Source organism: Campylobacter sp. RKI_CA19_01128 (assembly GCF_025771175.1).
Taxonomy (GTDB): domain Bacteria; phylum Campylobacterota; class Campylobacteria; order Campylobacterales; family Campylobacteraceae; genus Campylobacter_D.
In genome coordinates this window covers 57,681-73,384 of the sequence record NZ_JAKMPU010000006.1, presented here as the reverse complement: position 1 = coordinate 73,384, position 15,704 = coordinate 57,681, and the positions used below count along the sequence as shown (strand labels likewise).

Below are 15,704 nucleotides of genomic sequence, written 5' to 3'. Positions count from 1 at the left end.
AATGGCTTTTAATTACGATGAATATTTAAGAGTGGATAAACTTCCAACACAATGGTGCTGGGGTTGTGGGGATGGAGTTGTTTTAAAAGCTATTATTAGGGCTATTCAAAAACTTGGTTGGAATATGGATGATGTTTGCTTAGTTTCTGGTATAGGTTGTAGTGGTAGAATGAGTTCTTATGTAAATTGTAATACAGTGCATACTACCCATGGTAGAGCTATTGCTTATGCAACAGGGATTAAACTGGCAAATCCTAAAAAACATGTAATCGTAGTAAGTGGGGATGGTGATACTTTAGCAATTGGTGGAAATCACACTATCCATGGATGTAGAAGAAATATAGATTTAACTCATATTTTAATCAATAATTTTATTTATGGTCTTACAAACTCACAAACTTCACCAACTACCCCACAAGGCTTTTACACTGTTACTGCTCAAGCAGGTAATATAGATCCAAATTTTGACGCTTGTGAACTTACTAAAGCTGCTGGGGCTTCTTTTGTAGCAAGAACAAATGTTATTGAAGCAAATAAACTTGAAAATATCATTTTTAAAGCCTTATCACACAAAGGTTATAGTTTTGTAGATGTATTTTCAAACTGCCATATTAATCTTGGTAGAAAAAATAAAATGGGCGAAGCTGTAAGTATGCTTGATTGGATTAAAAATCGTTGTGTTGAAAAGTCTAAATTTGAACAATTAGACTATGAACAAAGAGCAGATAAATTTCCTACAGGAATTTTGCACCAAGACGAAAGCAAGGCAGAATATTGTGAGGCTTATGAAGAAGTTAGAAGAGCTTTAAAAGAAAAAAGAATGGTTGATTTAGGAGCATTAAAATGAAATATCAATTAAGATTTTGCGGCGAAGGTGGACAAGGGGTTATCACTGCAGGTGAAATTTTAGCTAAAGCTGCCATTAAAGAAGGACGCAATGCTTTTAAAGCTTCTACTTATACTTCTCAAGTTAGAGGTGGACCAACTAAGGTTGATATTATCATTGATGAAAGTGAAATCTTTTTTCCTTATGCAGTAGAAGGTGAAGTTAGTTTTATGCTTTCAACTGCTGATAAGGGTTATCATAGTTTCAAAGATGGTGTTTGTGATGGCGGTGTTATAGTTGTAGAGCCAAATTTAGTTCATCCAAGCAAAGAAGATTATGCTAGATGGAAAATTTTTGAAATTCCTATTATTACTATAGCTAAAGAAGAAGTAGGGAATGTAGCCACTCAATCAGTTGTTGCTTTGGCTATAGCTGCTTATATGAGCAAATGTATTGATATTGATGCATTAAAACAAACTATGCTTGATATGGTGCCTGCAAAAACTAAAGAAGCAAATGCAAAAGCTTTTGATTTAGGTATAGAATACGCTAAAAAAGCACAAGTAGTTTCTTGATTTTTCAAGAAACTCTCCTTATAAAATAATATTTATTAAATTATCGTTATAATATTTTCCATTTTAAGCAAAAAGGTAAAATAATGAAAGAGCTAAATGGCTCGCAAATGATTTGTGAAGCATTAAAAGAAGAAAATGTTAAAGTAGTTTTTGGTTATCCTGGTGGTGCGGCTTTAAATATTTATGATGAAATTTATAAGCAAACTCATTTTAAACACATTTTAGTTAGACACGAGCAAGCGGCCTTACATAGTGCTGATGCTTATGCTAGAATGAGTGGTGAGGTTGGTGTGGCAGTAGTTACAAGTGGACCTGGTTTTACTAATACAGTTACAGGTTTAGCTACTGCTTATAGTGATTCTATACCTTTGGTTTTAATTTCAGCTCAAGTTGCAAATTCTTTAATAGGAACAGATGCCTTTCAAGAAATCGATGCTATAGGTATTTCAAGACCTTGTGTAAAGCATAATTATTTAGTAAAAAATATTGAAGAATTACCTAAAATTTTAAAAGAAGCTTTTTATATTGCAACAACAGGTAGAAAAGGGCCTGTGCATATTGATATACCTAAAGATGTTACTGCTGCTATAGGTAAATGGCATTACCCTAAAGAAATTTCTATGAAAACTTACAAGCCAACTTATAAAGGAAATATCAAGCAAATTAAAAAATTAGTAAGTTTGATTAAAAATGCTCAAAAACCTTTATTTTACCTAGGCGGTGGTTGTATGGCTTCTAATGCTAGTGATGAGTTGAGGGAATTAATTCATTTTTGTCAAATTCCTGCAGTTGAAACTTTAATGGCTTTAGGGACTTTAAGAAGTGATGATAAGCTTAATTTAAAAATGGCAGGTATGCATGGGAGTTATTGTGCAAATATTGCTTTAAGTGAGTGTGATTTGCTCATTGCTGTGGGTGCTAGGTTTGATGATAGGATTACTGGTAAAACAAGTGAGTTTGCTAAGGGTGCAAAAATCGTTCATATTGATATAGATCCAAGCTCTATTTCTAAAATCATCGAAGCACATTTTCCTATAGTTGGGGATATTAAAAGTGTTATTTTAGATACCTTAGAAGAATTAAAAAAAGAAAGTTTTGATAATACAAAATACCAAGAATGGTTTAAAACTTTACAAAGATACCAGCAATTATATCCTTTAATCTATGAAGATAGTGATGAAGTTTTAAAACCTCAATGGGTTATAGAAGAATGTGCTAGATTGGCTCCTGATGCAAGGATAATTACTGATGTGGGACAACATCAAATGTGGGTAGCGCAATTTTATCCTTTTAATTATGCTAGACAACTTGCAACAAGCGGTGGGCAAGGAACTATGGGTTATTCTCTACCAGCTGCGCTTGGAGCTAAATTAGCTGTGGGTGAAGAAGTGGTGGTAAATTTTGTAGGCGATGGTTCTTTTTTAATGAATATACAAGAGCTAATGACAGCAAGTGCTTATGGAATTAAAGTGATTAATATCATTTTAAATAATTCTTTTTTAGGCATGGTAAGACAATGGCAAAGTATGTTTTATAAAGAAAGATTTTCTAATACAGATTTAACAAGCCAGCCTGATTTTGTTACTATTGCTAAAGGTTTTCATTGTGAGGGTTATAATGTCTTTAATAAAGAAGAATTTCAAAAAGCTTTCAAAACAGCCTTAGAATCTAAAAAAACTTGTGTTTTAAATGTGGCTATAGATCGTTATGAAGATGTATTACCTATGGTGCCTGCAGGTGGAGCTATTTATAATATGATTTTACCTAGCTATAAAAACAAGGATAAAAAATGAAAAGAAGAGTAATTTCTGTCATTGTATTAAATGAGCATGGGGTATTATCACGCGTTGTTGGGCTTTTTTCAGGACGTGGTTATAATATAGAATCTCTTACTGTTGCTCCACTTGATGATAAAGAATTCTCAAGGATAAATATCGTTACTTTAGGCGATGAAAAAGTTTTTGAACAAATCATAAAACAACTTCATAAACTCATACCTACTTATAAGGTAATTGATTCTAGTGATTTTATAGAAAAAGAAACAGCCTTGGTAAAGATTGCTTTAAGTGAAAATTTTGCAGGCTTAGATGCTATATTAAAAGCTTATAATGGCAGTGTAACTTATAGTGATGATGAGTTTATTATAGTAATGGCAAGTGATAATGCAAAAAATATCGATAACTTTTTAAAAACCATGAAAAAGTATAATCCTATTAGTGTAGTTAGAAGTGGTTCTATTTTAATGGAGGTAAAATGAAAATTAGTGAAATTGCTAAATTTTTAGGCATAGAATATTGCGGAGAAGATATAGAAATTACAGCTTTGAATTCTTTGAATAATGCAAGTTTTACTGAACTTAGTTATTGTGATGGAGAAAAAAACTCTAAAAAAATTGCAAGTAGTGGAGCTGGGGCTATATTAGTCTCCAAAGAATTTGAAAATTTAGTTTCAAAAGATTGTATTAAGCTAGTTGTTGATAATCCACATTTATCTTTTGCGCTTTTAAGTAAGCTTTTTGCTAAACCTTTAATCTCTAGTGAAAAAAAACAATCTAATATTGCCAAAAGTGCTAAGATTATGCCAAATGTTTATATAGGCGAAAATGTCCAAATAGCTGATCATGTAGTGATAATGGCAGGTGCTTATATAGGCGATAATGTAAGTATAGGTGAATATACTATAATCCATCCAAATGCTGTGATTTATAATGACACTAAAATAGGTAAAAAATGCCATTTGCTGGCAAATTGTGTTATAGGTAGTGATGGCTTTGGTTATGCGCATACAAAAAATGGCGAGCATTATAAGATTTATCATAATGGAAATGTTATTTTAGAAGATTTTGTAGAAGTTGGAGCTTGTACGACTATTGATAGAGCAGTTTTTGAAAGTACTATCATAAAGCAAGGTACAAAGATTGACAATCTCGTTCAAGTAGGACATAATTGTGAAATAGGGGAGAATTGTCTTATAGTAGCTCAAAGTGGAATTTCGGGTTCAAGTATTTTAGGTAAAAATGTCACTATGGGTGGACAAAGTGCTACAAGCGGGCATTTAGAAATAGGAGATTTTGCCACCATAGCCGCAAGAGGCGGGGTCACTAAAAATTTAGAAGGTGCTAGGGTTTATGGTGGTTTTCCTATTATGCTTCAAAAAGATTGGTTGAAATTTCAAGCAAAAATTATCACAGCTTTTAGGGATAAACATGAGTAAAAAAATATTTAAAACTATAGAATTACATGGTAGTAAAAGTGGAGAAATAAGTCTTTGTAATCTTTCTAATCCTTATGGTGTAGGAAGTAATGATGTCTTAAGCATAGGTGTGGCTTTAAAAAAGGAAAATGGAATAGATTGGAAAGTTCATATTCCTTATGAAAATTTAAAAGATCTTATCCTAGCACTTCAAGAAATAGAAAAAAGCAAAGCCTAGTTTAAAAACTAGGCGTATTTAAATCCCGTTTTCTTCCTGCGCTAATAATTAAAACAAAATTAAGCACAATCAAAACATATATAAAAGTTGGTATAGGGAAGGCGTCGCCATTTGCATAAGAATGAAGTCCAGAGAGATAAAAATTCACTCCAAAATAAGTCATTAATATACTATAAAAGGCTAAAACACTAGCACTTGCAAAAACAAAAATAAAATAAGTTTTGAAAATAAATCTTAAATGTAATACCATGGTATAAACTACAATAGAAATCAAAGCCCAAGTTTCTTTTGGATCCCAACCCCAATATCTTCCCCAGCTTTCATTAGCCCAAACTCCGCCTAAAAAATTTCCTATTGTAAGCATTGCAAGCCCTATTATCATAGACATTTCATTAACGCAGTGTAGTTTGGTGATGTTTAAATCTATATTTTTATTTTTACCTCTTAAGGCAAAAAGAAATAAACTTAAAATTCCTATAATAAAACAAAGTGCTAAAAATCCATAGCTTGCTGTTATAATCGATACATGAATATTAAGCCAATATGATTTTAAAACAGGTATTAGATTTCCAATTTGAGGATCCATAAAGCCAAGATGAGCTACAAAAAGTGAAATACCTGCTAAAAAGCTCGCACTACATAAAGCCAAAAGTGATTTTTTAAAAAATATCACAGCGCTTATCGCACAAGCAAAAGCTATGTAAATCATACTTTCATAAGCATTACTCCAAGGAGTATGCCCACCTACATACCAACGAATGATTAAAGCTAGCGCATGTATGATTACACACATACTTAAAATGATATAAAAAAATTTATACACAAAGGCAGATAAAGAAATATTTTTTAATATAGTATAAAAACTTAAAAAGAAAAAAACTAACGCAAAGCTAATATAAACAAAAGTTAGATTATCAAAGATATTATAATGATTAAGCAGTATTTCAAGATCTAATCTTTCTTTTGGTGGTAAAACACTGCTTCCATAATGATTTTGAAAGTCTTTTAAGGATTGTAAAATTTCATTTGCATCTTGCCATTGATTATTTTTAACACCATTACGAACTTGTAAAAAATAGCTAACTAAAAGCATTTGTAAACGCTCTACATCTTCTTTTGCAAAAGGTAAAATTTGCACCGGAGAATACCACTTTAAACTTTGCTCATTAATATCAGGAAAAATAGTTAAAGCTTGACCACTATAAATATAATATGCATGATTTATTTTTTCATCTAAGGCTAGCAAATCTTTATCAAAGCTAGTTCTTAGCGAGGGCTTTTTGCGGTTAGCTTCCTCTACATAATTACTAAGCTTATATACTCCATTATCAAACACATCATCAAATGCTATGTATTTTTTATTTATATCTGTGCCTATTAATTCTCTTAGCTTGCTTGTTTTTGTAGCTATCATTTTGATTTTTCTAAATTCTTTAGGATAAATCATCATTGCAAGAAAAATTTGATCATAGTGAAGATTTAAAAATTTTTCTTTTTGAGTGATTTTATAAACAAATTCCATTGCCAAAGTATCTAAAGGTTTGATTCTGCCATTATGATCTTGTACAAGTAATTTTGCAAAATTTAAAGAATGTTCATAGGAATTTTTTTGCAAATTTGAGATTAAATTTAAAATTTCATTTTTATTTTCTTGTGCAAAAAGTGGAGTTTGTAAATTTGCAAAAAGCAAAATAAACAATACAAAACTTTGACCTTTTTTTAAATAAATGCTTAAACGATGAAATCTTGAGTTTTTGTCAAATAAAACCCATAAAAATCCCAAAATCAATAAAGTATAACCTATATAAGTAGGAATTTTACCAGGATCTTTATTGACTGAAAGTATAGTGCCTTGCTCATCTTGATCATAAGAGCTTTGAAAAAATCTATATCCACCATAATCAAGAACATTATTCATAAAAATATCATAATCTAAGTTAATATTATTTTGCTCATCTATAATTTGAATTTTTGAAGTATAAGAAGATGGACTCATAGAGCCTAAATAACGCTCAAGTATAAAATCTTTTAAGTGTAACGCAAAAGGAAGTTTGATTTCTTTGGGCCCCCAATTGATAGTAAAATTTTTTCCCTGCAAGTTAAAATGCACTGCTTGTTTATTTGTAAAATTTGGATTTAAGATTATTTGTGTATTTGCTTTTTGATAATTAATGTTTAATTTTAAGCTAGCAGGTGTGATAGAGTCTTTTTGCGGAGTGTATTTGATGGAGCTTATGATTAATTTTTCGCCATTTAAGTCAATAGTTTTTTCAAAATGCTTTTGGGTTAGCGGGGTAAAGCTAATAGGAAATTCAAAACTAGCATTAGCATCAAAATCAGTAATTTTTATAAATTCTTCCCTAGTGACTATGGTGTTAGAGCTTTGATTTTCTCTTATATGCATTCCACCTTCTAAGCCAAAATATCTAGTAAGTCCAGCACCGATTAAAATCACTATAAAAGATAAATGCAAAAGCAAGATAGAGTATTTTTTCTTTTGAAAAAGCTTGTTATAAAATATCACTCCGATTAAATTTAAACCTAGTAATAAATGCAACATATCAAACCAAGCATTATTATAAATCAAAGCTTTAGCTGCACTAATACCAAAATCATTTTCTATAAAGGTCGCCACAGCACAAGATATGGCATATATACTCATTAGTAAAAAACTCATCGCAAAAGAAAAAAAATACTGCATTTTAACCCTTAAATATTATTTTCTTTATAAAAATGTATAAGTTTTTGCGCTATGGCTGCTTCGTCTAAATTTTGATTTTCTTTTTGGTTTAAAAACTCCATTGTAGCGCTTAATCTTTTTGCGCTAATAAAACCAGGATAATTTAGCAAGGTTTGGCTGTTTTTGTTTAAAATTACAATAGTAGGGGTGGCTACTATATCATAAATACTAGAAAGTTCAGCTGTGCTTAAGTCACTTTTATGGTTTTTATAAAATGTATGAATTTTTTTATAGCTTATATTTATATAATAAGAGCTGTATTTTTCTTTTATAAGTTCTTGTATTTTTTTATCATTTTTAATTTCTTCTTTTAATTTATCACAATAAAGACAATGATTTGCGCTGAAAATGATTAAAATATTTTTATCATCACTTTTTATATTTGTATTATCTTTAAATAAATGAGCTATTTCTTCATAAGATTTTTTATCTAAATCATTTGCTTTTTGCAAATTTTCTTTAGAAAATTGTGTACCGCTTGAGATTAAATTAGAATCAAGTTTTTCTTCATTAGAACAAGCTGTAAAAAAAATACTTAAAAAACTAAGTGTGAGTATTGTTTTAAACATTTAAAATCCTTGAAAAAGTTAGGAAAAGTCCTTATTCGCTATTATAGCGAATAAGGTTATAAGATAGTGTTAAAGAAAGTATAAAGCATTAAAAATAAAAATACCAAACCAGTGATTAGCATTGCAAATCCTGCAAGTTTAGCTAGCCATTGATATGCTTTGAAGTTACTTTTATTTTCATATAAAGTGCTTAATTTTCCACTTTCTTTTAAGCGTTTATACCATACGCTTCTTTCTTGTTTAATCTCTTCTTCACTAACATTTCCTGAGAAAATCACCATATCCATAGGGAAGCGATCTGCTCTAAAATGTGTATTAAAGAAGTGAATTGCAAAAATAAATCCTGTAGCAAGTAAAGCTTCATCAGAGTGAAGTAGGGTTGCTAAGTTGATTGCTTCACCTGGTAAAAATTTACCAAAGAAAGCAGGAAACCATAAAATAAGCCCTGAAATACCAATGATAAACATACCCCAAAATACTGCTAGATAGTCAAATTTTTCCCAATAAGTCCAGCGGTCAAATTGCGGTCTTGGTCCAAAACCAAAGAACCATTTAAAATGATCTTTCATATCTTTAAAATCTTGCCAATTTGGCATTAAAGAATCAGGCCCAAAAGTAGCTTTTAAAACTTTCATAAAGCTTATTTTACCAGTTATTGGATCCCTTGCTACATCACGGCGTTTCCAATTTACGATGATGATTTCTCCAATGTGAGAGAAAAATACTGCAAACATTACTATGGCTGAAATATGATGTATGGTTGCTGCGTTAATGATATCTCCACCCATTAAATCAATCATAGGTTTAGCCCACGCTGAATCATAGAATTTTTGCGGTAAGCCTGAGAACGCAAGACCCAAAAAGCTAGCTGCCATAAAGAAATGCTGAATTCTATGGAAAGTGCTAAATCTTCTTACTCTTACTTTATCTTCATGTGCTGCTTTTCTTGCTTCTTTCCATTCTTTAGGATATTTTATACGCATAGCAATTAAACGCAAACACCAAAGTATAGTATGGGCTCCAAAGAAAACAAACACAGAAATTACTAAAATAGTCATGAATATATAAGCACCATGCAATCCAGGATATTTTTCGCCATCGCTATGATCAGCATGTGCCATCCAATTTACGAAATTTTCATTTGCATTTGGATGGCATGATTTACAAGTTTGAACACGATTAATTGGCGAGAGAGTTGAGCTTCTTTCACTTGATTTTAAAATATTGTGTTTGCCATGACAATCAGAACAAGTAGCAACACTTGGAGTTTCACCTGGAGTGCTTAAAAACATGCCTTTACCATGGAAAGTCATATGAAAAGTTGCACTTTTTTGTTTATGGCATTGTGCGCATTTTTGATCGACTAATTGTTTTTGTGAATAAATTCCTGAATGTTTTGGGGTAATATGAATAGAGTGACAAGTCGCACAAGATGGTTTTTCTTTTTTCTTTTGCATATCTTGAGCGGGTAAAAACTTTTCTACTCCATGAGCGCTTTTTGCTAAAGCATTGCTTGCTTTTTCATGACAAGTTGCACATTTTTGATTGATTAAGTTTTTACTTGCTGCAATATCAGCTCTAATGCCTTTACCTTTTTGAGCATGACAATCACGACAAGATGGGGTGTTGCTAAATTTAAATCTTGAGTGGATAGTATCTTTAAACTCGATAATTTCTTTAGCTTTTTCCCATTTAACTGTGTCTATTTTTTCAACTTTTCTACCTGAAGTTATCCATGATTCAATGCCATCAAGCATTACAACAGAGTTCTTATAGCCAAGTTCTATAGCAACTGCAGCAGCTTGAGAAGCTTCAAATCTAAAACGATTTAAACCATAAAATACTAAATTTGCATTTTTATCATTAGGTAGTAAATTTTGCCAATTTTCCACATAGGTTGATATGGAATTAGGTATATAGCCATTAGCTTGTCTATCTTGCTCTGAATTGACATCAAAAAAATAAGTATTGTTTTGATCTAGCATTTCTTGAGCTTGCGCTAAGCTAATACTTTTTACACCTTCTATTGAGCCTATTTCTCCATTAGCCTCAGCAAAAATAAATCCTGATGGCATAAAAAGAGTGAAAAGGACAATAAAAAGTCGAGTGATTAAATTTTTCAAGACTAGCTCCTTATTTTAAGGAAGAATTTTTCATTCTTCCTTTGTTTTTATTTACCATTTAGGATATTTTGTGCTTCTTGGATATAAATTAAAGCTTCTTCTATGATTTTCTTAGAATAAGCAGGCCCATGAACACCCCAAGAACCATCTTTTTCTAGTCTATCAGCTATGGCTTGAGCTTGATTTGTTAGGCTTAGTACTTTTGATTTTTGCTCTACTGAAAGTTTGGTTTTTTCAGCAAAAGTTTTATCAATATTTGCTATGCCTTTTCTAATTTTCTCATAGCCTTCTTTAACAGGGTTTTGCCACTCCATTACTTTATCATAAATCATTTCTTGATTGCTAAAGTGAAGTTTTTCAGGTAAGGTTGATTGCACAGGACTATGACAACCACTTGCACCAGGGCCCATTAGATTAATATCACTAAAACTAGTTCTGCCACAACTCCACATTAAATCAAGGAAAAATCTACCTTCATCATCTCTAGCTATAGTCCAACCACCAACTTTAGGTGATCTTTCTTTGCCTTCTGGTGGGTTAAGTGTTTTTGCTGTTTTATCTACTTTAATATTCCAAATATGTGAAGCTCTAACATTATCAAACCCGCCTTTATCGGGGTTTTGAACCGCTCCAAAGTTTTCACAACTCATCATATTTGGCATGTGACAAGCTGTACAATTATCTTTTGCATGAATTCCACCTTTTTTGAAAAAGCTTGCTTGTGTTTCATGGCAATCTTTACAAGTTTTTTTAAGTTTTGTTTTAGTATAACCGCTTTTCCAATCATTAAAAGTTACTTCATGTGGATCATGACAAGTATTACATCTCATACCCTTATCATAGTGTGCTGAAGAATACATTTGAGCACCTTCTGTTCCACACGCAGGACAACTTGATTTAAAATACGCATTGAAAGGTTTTCTAGGATTGATTTTAGCATCGGTTTCATTATATGAAAATCTTTGATGACATCTTTCACAATTTGATGGCATACCCGCACCTCTTGCTCCATAAAGATGTGCTCCAGCCCCATGGCATTCCTCGCAAGTAATACCTTTTGAGATGGTATGTTTTTGAAGTTCTTTTGGATTACCTAGTGCTTTGTAAAATTCTTCCTTGTTCTTAAAATCAAATTTAAAAGTATGACAGGTTTCACAATATGCAGTAGCAGGCTGGAAAACTGCTTTTTCTTTATAAGTTGCAGCATAAGAGTTTGTTCCCCATACTTGAGAACCATTTCCTCCAAAATCTTCCATTTTAGTAGGAAAACCAGGTGCAAAAGCAGCTATTTTTTGTGCCATTTCAGGAGTTAAAAACTCACTCCAAAGTCTTGAGAATTGATTACCTCCGGCGGTTAATTTACCACTTAAATCACTCAAATTTCCATCTTCAACATGGTAAGTTCCGCGCACAAGCCATCTATCTATAAAACCATATTTTGTTCTTGGTGTTCCAATGAGAGCATAAACATCATTTGGATAAATTCCATCAGGTAAAATAGTAGCTTGAGAGTTATACATAGGTTTTTTTAAACCTTCAGCCCCACCAACTTCTTCCATTTCATGCGGAAAACGCACGGTTTTTGCATGGCGAGAGCGCTCCCAAGAGGCATATTGAGCAGGGTGACACTCACCGCATTTTTTTGGGCCTACAAATTTGTTTGGAAAATCCAAAAAAGATTCATAAGGCAAGCGATAAGTAATAGAAGCTTGTTTTAAATCATGCTCAGCAGCAAATTTAGCTCCATTTTGATTTAAAACCCAGTTTTCTGTTCTATCACTATGGGTAAATTTACCCACCAAACGCCCTTCTTTTTCATATTTAAAAATAGGGTGATGTTTGTAAAGATAGTCAAAAAATGCATCCTCTTGAGCTACATAACCATCAAGAGTTCTAGGCTCTGAAGAAGCAAAAGCTTGCGAACTTAAACTTATACCTAAGGCTAAACAGGCATAGGTAGCAACCTTAGCTAATTTGTGTTTCATAACTTCCCTTTCGCGTGTTTTGTTAAAAGATAAAAATACTCTTATTTATTATCTATTAACTATTAAAGTATAATTGTGACTATTTTTTAATAAAAATTAACTTAAAATATATTTATATTTATTTTTTATTAATTTAAATAATAAAAATTATCATATAGAAAAAGAAGTTATTTGCTAAATACTAAATTCTACTTATAATCCCCACTACCTTACCCACGATTAAAAAATCGCCATTTTGATAATGTACATCTGCATAACTTAGATTAAAAGAGTGTAAATAAACTCCGCCTTTATTGCTTTTAAAAATTTGTTTGATGAATAAACCATCTCTAGTATTTACTGCAAAAACCCCACCTTCTTTAAAGCTTTTGCTTTTATCTACTAAACACAAAGAATCATCTTTGATTTCAGGCTCCATACTATCGCCTATACAAGGGATGATATCACAATCTTTTGAGCCAAAAAAATCACTGAGTTTTTCATCTATAATCACTTCTGAAAAACTCACATTATCATTTAAAACCCCACCTCCCATAGAAGCATTAACATCATAATATTTTAAGACATTATAGTTTAGATCAAGCGCTGGAGTATTGCTCTCAAGGGAATCTTCATAAAAAAATGCATTGATATTGATATTTCTTTCATTTAAAAAATGAAGTATTTGCTTATAAGGTATGGAATTTCTAAATTTCATACTATAAAAGGTATCAGGATTGATATTTAGCATTTTAGCCACATCAGAATCTTTGGCATTTTTTATGCCTTCTTTTTGGAGTATAAATTTAAGTTTATCAGTAATTTCATTCATTTGCATAAAAATCCTTTTAAATAAAAAGTATTTTAGCAAATTTACTTTTATTTTGCAAGAATTCTTTTAAATTAAAAGATATTTAGCTTCCAAATTTACGGAAGCTAAATATTATTTATTAATTAAGCTTTTGATGTATTGATCTACCATGTATAAGCCATTGCCATTATCGCTTATGAGTTTGATTTTATCTACTATACCTCTAAAAAGCGCTTCTTCTTCGTGCTGTTCGCTTACGTACCATTGCAAGAAATTAAAAGTTGAATAATCTTTACTTGAAAGCATAAAATCTACAAGATTATTAATAGAAGCAGTGATACTTTGCTCATGCTCAAAAGTTTTTTCAAACACATCAAGCAATGATTTAAAATCACTATCAGGTTTTTTAACTTCTTTTAATTCTACTTTAGAATCAGTTTCATTTAAATAAGTGATGAGTTTTCTTGCATGATCACTTTCTTCTCTTGCATGTTCAAACAAAAACGCTCCAGCGCCATCAAAACTATGCTCATAGCACCATGAACTCATACTCAAATACAAATTTGCTGCATACATTTCTTTATTGATTTGCTCGTTTAATAAAGCCACTACTTCTTTAGATAGCATTTTTTCTCCTTTTTTAATAATGATTTTATAATGATATATTTTAAAGTTTAATTTATACTAAATTTATATTTTATGTATAATTGCACTAAAAAATAAAGAGTAAAAAATGCAAACAAATACTTTTGAAGTTGATAAAGCTATAACAAGCAAAAATGAAGATTTATTTAGTAGAAGAGAAAATGCTACTACACTAGCGAAAAATATAAAAAGTTATCAAGATGAAGATAGTATTTCTATAGGTATTATAGGGGATTGGGGTAGCGGAAAAACTTCTTTTATAAATATGGTTTTAGAAGATTTTAATGATAATAAAAAATTCATTATAATAAATTTTAACCCTTGGAATATTTCCACTAGAAAACAGCTCATTAGTGATTTTTTTACAAAACTCGCTAAAGAAATTCGTAAAGCACCATTTCCAAAAATTAAAATTAAAAATTTAAAAAAAATATGCTCTCATGCAAAAAACAAATTTTTTTTCTAAAGTACCTCAAAAATTAGAAGACTTAGCATTATTGTTTAAAATGTCATCTTATGTGATTGCAGATCCGGTTACTTCAGTGGCAATGTCTAAAACTTCAAATGCTATCAGTGATTTTAATAAATTATTAAGTGCGGAGAAAAAAGGTTTAGATGAAATTAAAAATAAAATCAACACTGCTTTATCAAATATAGACACAAAGATCATTATAGTTATAGATGATCTTGATAGATTAGCCGATACAGATATACGAGAAATTTTTCAACTTGTTAGATCTATAGCAGATTTTAAAAACACTATGTATATTCTTGCTTATGATAATGAAATAGTCACCAAAGCCTTAGATAAAATCCAAAAAGATAAAGGCGAAAGATATATAGAAAAAATAGTGCAAGTTCCTATAGTGCTGCCTAAATTAAATAAAGCTAATTTAACAGCGATTTTTATGCAAAAAATCGAACAATTTAGCTTTATTTATGAAAAAATAGATAAAAATGAATTTGTCAATAAAATTAAAAAAAATAATTTTACAGGTGCTTTTGAGAGTATAAGAGATATCAATAGATACTTGAATGTTTTAAAATTTGAAATGAGTGTGATAAAACAAGAGTTATATTTGTATGATTTTGCTGTGATTACTTTGTTTAAAGTTTTTGAACCAAAATTTTATGGGTTTATTTATAATCACTTTGAGATTTTTGCTGGAACTGCTTTAGCTAGTTATGAGATTAATAGAGAAGAGCAAGAATCCATATATACTAATATGATTGACAAACAAATAGAAAGTTTAAATAAACTAAATAAAAAAGTGATCAAAAAATTGTTGATTTCTATTTTTCCTAAAATATATGATTTATATAATAGAAATTTTTTTGATTTAAAAGATAGAAAAAAATATAAACATAAACACAGGATAGCTTCTTTGGATTATTTTCAATATTATTTTGTGTTAAATTTCGCAGAAAATATTATCAGAAAAGAAACAATAGATAAAATTATAAAGGCAAAATCACACCAAGAGTATGATGATATTTTTAATGAGTATGATTTAAAAGAAATTGAAAGATTTGAACAATTAGCTTTTAAAATGAGTGTTTATGCTAAAGACTTTAAAAACAGTGAATTTATTTATTATCTTTGGAGTATTTTTGATGAAATTTATGAAGAAAAAGATTTTTATTACTTTGATAAATGCAGAGCTTATTTGGAAATATTTTCTATTCTTAAAGAAAAGGAAAGTGTAGTTAGCGATAAATTGCTTTATGATACTTACTCATTAGATGCAAGAATACTATTTATATATAGTTGTAACTTCTCAGATGAAGCTCAAGAATGTATGTATAAAAAAGAATTAAAAATACTATTAGAAAAACTATTCCAAGAAGATAATGAAGAAGCAATGGAAAAAATATCAATGCACATTAACATTGCATGGGAAAAAAATAAAAAAATTTCAAATAAACTTAATGAGATCTCAAAGATGATTGATTTCTATAAAGACAAGTTAAGTCGTTATAAAAATCATTAGTTCAAAAATAATTGAAAAATAATGTTCTTT

At 30.4% G+C, this 15,704-nt stretch carries 14 protein-coding genes; 8 read left to right on the top strand and 6 right to left on the bottom strand.

Annotated features, from left to right (window positions below; all coding sequences use genetic code 11):
• Position 1: 1 nt before the first annotated feature.
• The 6 genes from L8U98_RS05470 to L8U98_RS05445 all read left to right on the top strand — a co-directional run bounded on the left by L8U98_RS05470 (position 2) and on the right by L8U98_RS05445 (position 4,831).
• Positions 2-847: a 2-oxoglutarate ferredoxin oxidoreductase subunit beta gene (locus L8U98_RS05470; RefSeq protein WP_087700040.1), complete on the top strand. Its 846-nt coding sequence runs from the start codon at positions 2-4 to the stop codon at positions 845-847.
• Positions 844-1,401 carry a 2-oxoglutarate:acceptor oxidoreductase, gamma subunit gene (locus L8U98_RS05465; RefSeq protein ID WP_039626146.1) on the top strand — a complete coding sequence of 186 codons (558 nt, stop codon included), beginning with the start codon at positions 844-846 and terminating at the stop codon, positions 1,399-1,401. Before L8U98_RS05470 ends, L8U98_RS05465 begins: the two co-directional genes overlap by 4 nt.
• A gap of 83 nt (positions 1,402-1,484) precedes the next feature.
• Positions 1,485-3,194, top strand: a complete 1,710-nt coding sequence (locus tag L8U98_RS05460) for an acetolactate synthase large subunit (RefSeq protein WP_263725092.1) — start codon at positions 1,485-1,487, stop codon at positions 3,192-3,194.
• Positions 3,191-3,658: an acetolactate synthase small subunit gene (gene ilvN / locus L8U98_RS05455; protein ID WP_263662467.1), complete on the top strand. Its 468-nt coding sequence runs from the start codon at positions 3,191-3,193 to the stop codon at positions 3,656-3,658. The genes L8U98_RS05460 and ilvN overlap by 4 nt, the downstream gene beginning before the upstream one ends.
• On the top strand, positions 3,655-4,614 hold the full coding sequence (lpxD, locus tag L8U98_RS05450) for a UDP-3-O-(3-hydroxymyristoyl)glucosamine N-acyltransferase (RefSeq protein WP_263725093.1): 960 nt from the start codon (positions 3,655-3,657) through the stop codon (positions 4,612-4,614). The genes ilvN and lpxD overlap by 4 nt, the downstream gene beginning before the upstream one ends.
• Positions 4,607-4,831 (top strand): hypothetical protein, encoded by a 225-nt coding sequence (locus tag L8U98_RS05445; RefSeq protein WP_263702662.1) that lies wholly within the window; start codon positions 4,607-4,609, stop codon positions 4,829-4,831. Before lpxD ends, L8U98_RS05445 begins: the two co-directional genes overlap by 8 nt.
• A 1-nt stretch (position 4,832) precedes the next feature.
• On the opposite strand, the gene ccsA is transcribed toward L8U98_RS05445, so the two are convergent.
• The 6 genes from ccsA to ftnA all read right to left on the bottom strand — a co-directional run bounded on the left by ccsA (position 4,833) and on the right by ftnA (position 13,665).
• The gene (gene ccsA, locus L8U98_RS05440) at positions 4,833-7,532 is read right to left on the bottom strand and encodes a cytochrome c biogenesis protein (RefSeq protein ID WP_263725094.1); all 2,700 of its coding nucleotides are present in this window, start codon (positions 7,530-7,532) and stop codon (positions 4,833-4,835) included.
• Positions 7,533-7,540: 8 nt separating this feature from the next.
• Positions 7,541-8,140 (bottom strand): SoxW family protein, encoded by a 600-nt coding sequence (locus L8U98_RS05435; RefSeq protein WP_263725095.1) that lies wholly within the window; start codon positions 8,138-8,140, stop codon positions 7,541-7,543.
• A gap of 56 nt (positions 8,141-8,196) precedes the next feature.
• Complete coding sequence (locus L8U98_RS05430; RefSeq protein WP_412175045.1) at positions 8,197-10,215, bottom strand: rhodanese-like domain-containing protein; 2,019 nt, start codon at positions 10,213-10,215, stop codon at positions 8,197-8,199.
• A 95-nt stretch (positions 10,216-10,310) separates the two neighbouring features.
• Positions 10,311-12,248 carry a cytochrome c family protein gene (locus tag L8U98_RS05425; protein WP_263725097.1) on the bottom strand — a complete coding sequence of 646 codons (1,938 nt, stop codon included), beginning with the start codon at positions 12,246-12,248 and terminating at the stop codon, positions 10,311-10,313.
• A gap of 181 nt (positions 12,249-12,429) precedes the next feature.
• Positions 12,430-13,065, bottom strand: coding sequence for a helix-turn-helix transcriptional regulator (locus tag L8U98_RS05420; RefSeq protein ID WP_263725098.1), 636 nt, complete (start codon positions 13,063-13,065; stop codon positions 12,430-12,432).
• A 105-nt stretch (positions 13,066-13,170) separates the two neighbouring features.
• Positions 13,171-13,665: a non-heme ferritin gene (gene ftnA, locus L8U98_RS05415; RefSeq protein WP_012661514.1), complete on the bottom strand. Its 495-nt coding sequence runs from the start codon at positions 13,663-13,665 to the stop codon at positions 13,171-13,173.
• 106 nt (positions 13,666-13,771) lie between these two features.
• On the opposite strand from ftnA, the gene L8U98_RS05410 reads away from it, so the two are divergent.
• Both L8U98_RS05410 and L8U98_RS05405 read left to right on the top strand, forming a co-directional pair.
• Positions 13,772-14,149: a KAP family NTPase gene (locus L8U98_RS05410; protein WP_263725099.1), complete on the top strand. Its 378-nt coding sequence runs from the start codon at positions 13,772-13,774 to the stop codon at positions 14,147-14,149.
• Positions 14,124-15,674, top strand: a complete 1,551-nt coding sequence (locus tag L8U98_RS05405) for a P-loop NTPase fold protein (protein WP_263725100.1) — start codon at positions 14,124-14,126, stop codon at positions 15,672-15,674. The genes L8U98_RS05410 and L8U98_RS05405 overlap by 26 nt, the downstream gene beginning before the upstream one ends.
• Positions 15,675-15,704: the final 30 nt, after the last annotated feature.

Coding starts and splice junctions, on each gene's coding strand:
- L8U98_RS05470 (WP_087700040.1), top strand. CDS start 2: ATGGCTTTTAATTACGATGAATATTTAAGAGTGGATAAACTTCCAACA.
- L8U98_RS05465 (WP_039626146.1), top strand. CDS start 844: ATGAAATATCAATTAAGATTTTGCGGCGAAGGTGGACAAGGGGTTATC.
- L8U98_RS05460 (WP_263725092.1), top strand. CDS start 1,485: ATGAAAGAGCTAAATGGCTCGCAAATGATTTGTGAAGCATTAAAAGAA.
- ilvN (WP_263662467.1), top strand. CDS start 3,191: ATGAAAAGAAGAGTAATTTCTGTCATTGTATTAAATGAGCATGGGGTA.
- lpxD (WP_263725093.1), top strand. CDS start 3,655: ATGAAAATTAGTGAAATTGCTAAATTTTTAGGCATAGAATATTGCGGA.
- L8U98_RS05445 (WP_263702662.1), top strand. CDS start 4,607: ATGAGTAAAAAAATATTTAAAACTATAGAATTACATGGTAGTAAAAGT.
- ccsA (WP_263725094.1), bottom strand. CDS start 7,532: ATGCAGTATTTTTTTTCTTTTGCGATGAGTTTTTTACTAATGAGTATA.
- L8U98_RS05435 (WP_263725095.1), bottom strand. CDS start 8,140: ATGTTTAAAACAATACTCACACTTAGTTTTTTAAGTATTTTTTTTACA.
- L8U98_RS05430 (WP_412175045.1), bottom strand. CDS start 10,215: ATGCCATCAGGATTTATTTTTGCTGAGGCTAATGGAGAAATAGGCTCA.
- L8U98_RS05425 (WP_263725097.1), bottom strand. CDS start 12,248: ATGAAACACAAATTAGCTAAGGTTGCTACCTATGCCTGTTTAGCCTTA.
- L8U98_RS05420 (WP_263725098.1), bottom strand. CDS start 13,065: ATGCAAATGAATGAAATTACTGATAAACTTAAATTTATACTCCAAAAA.
- ftnA (WP_012661514.1), bottom strand. CDS start 13,665: ATGCTATCTAAAGAAGTAGTGGCTTTATTAAACGAGCAAATCAATAAA.
- L8U98_RS05410 (WP_263725099.1), top strand. CDS start 13,772: ATGCAAACAAATACTTTTGAAGTTGATAAAGCTATAACAAGCAAAAAT.
- L8U98_RS05405 (WP_263725100.1), top strand. CDS start 14,124: ATGCAAAAAACAAATTTTTTTTCTAAAGTACCTCAAAAATTAGAAGAC.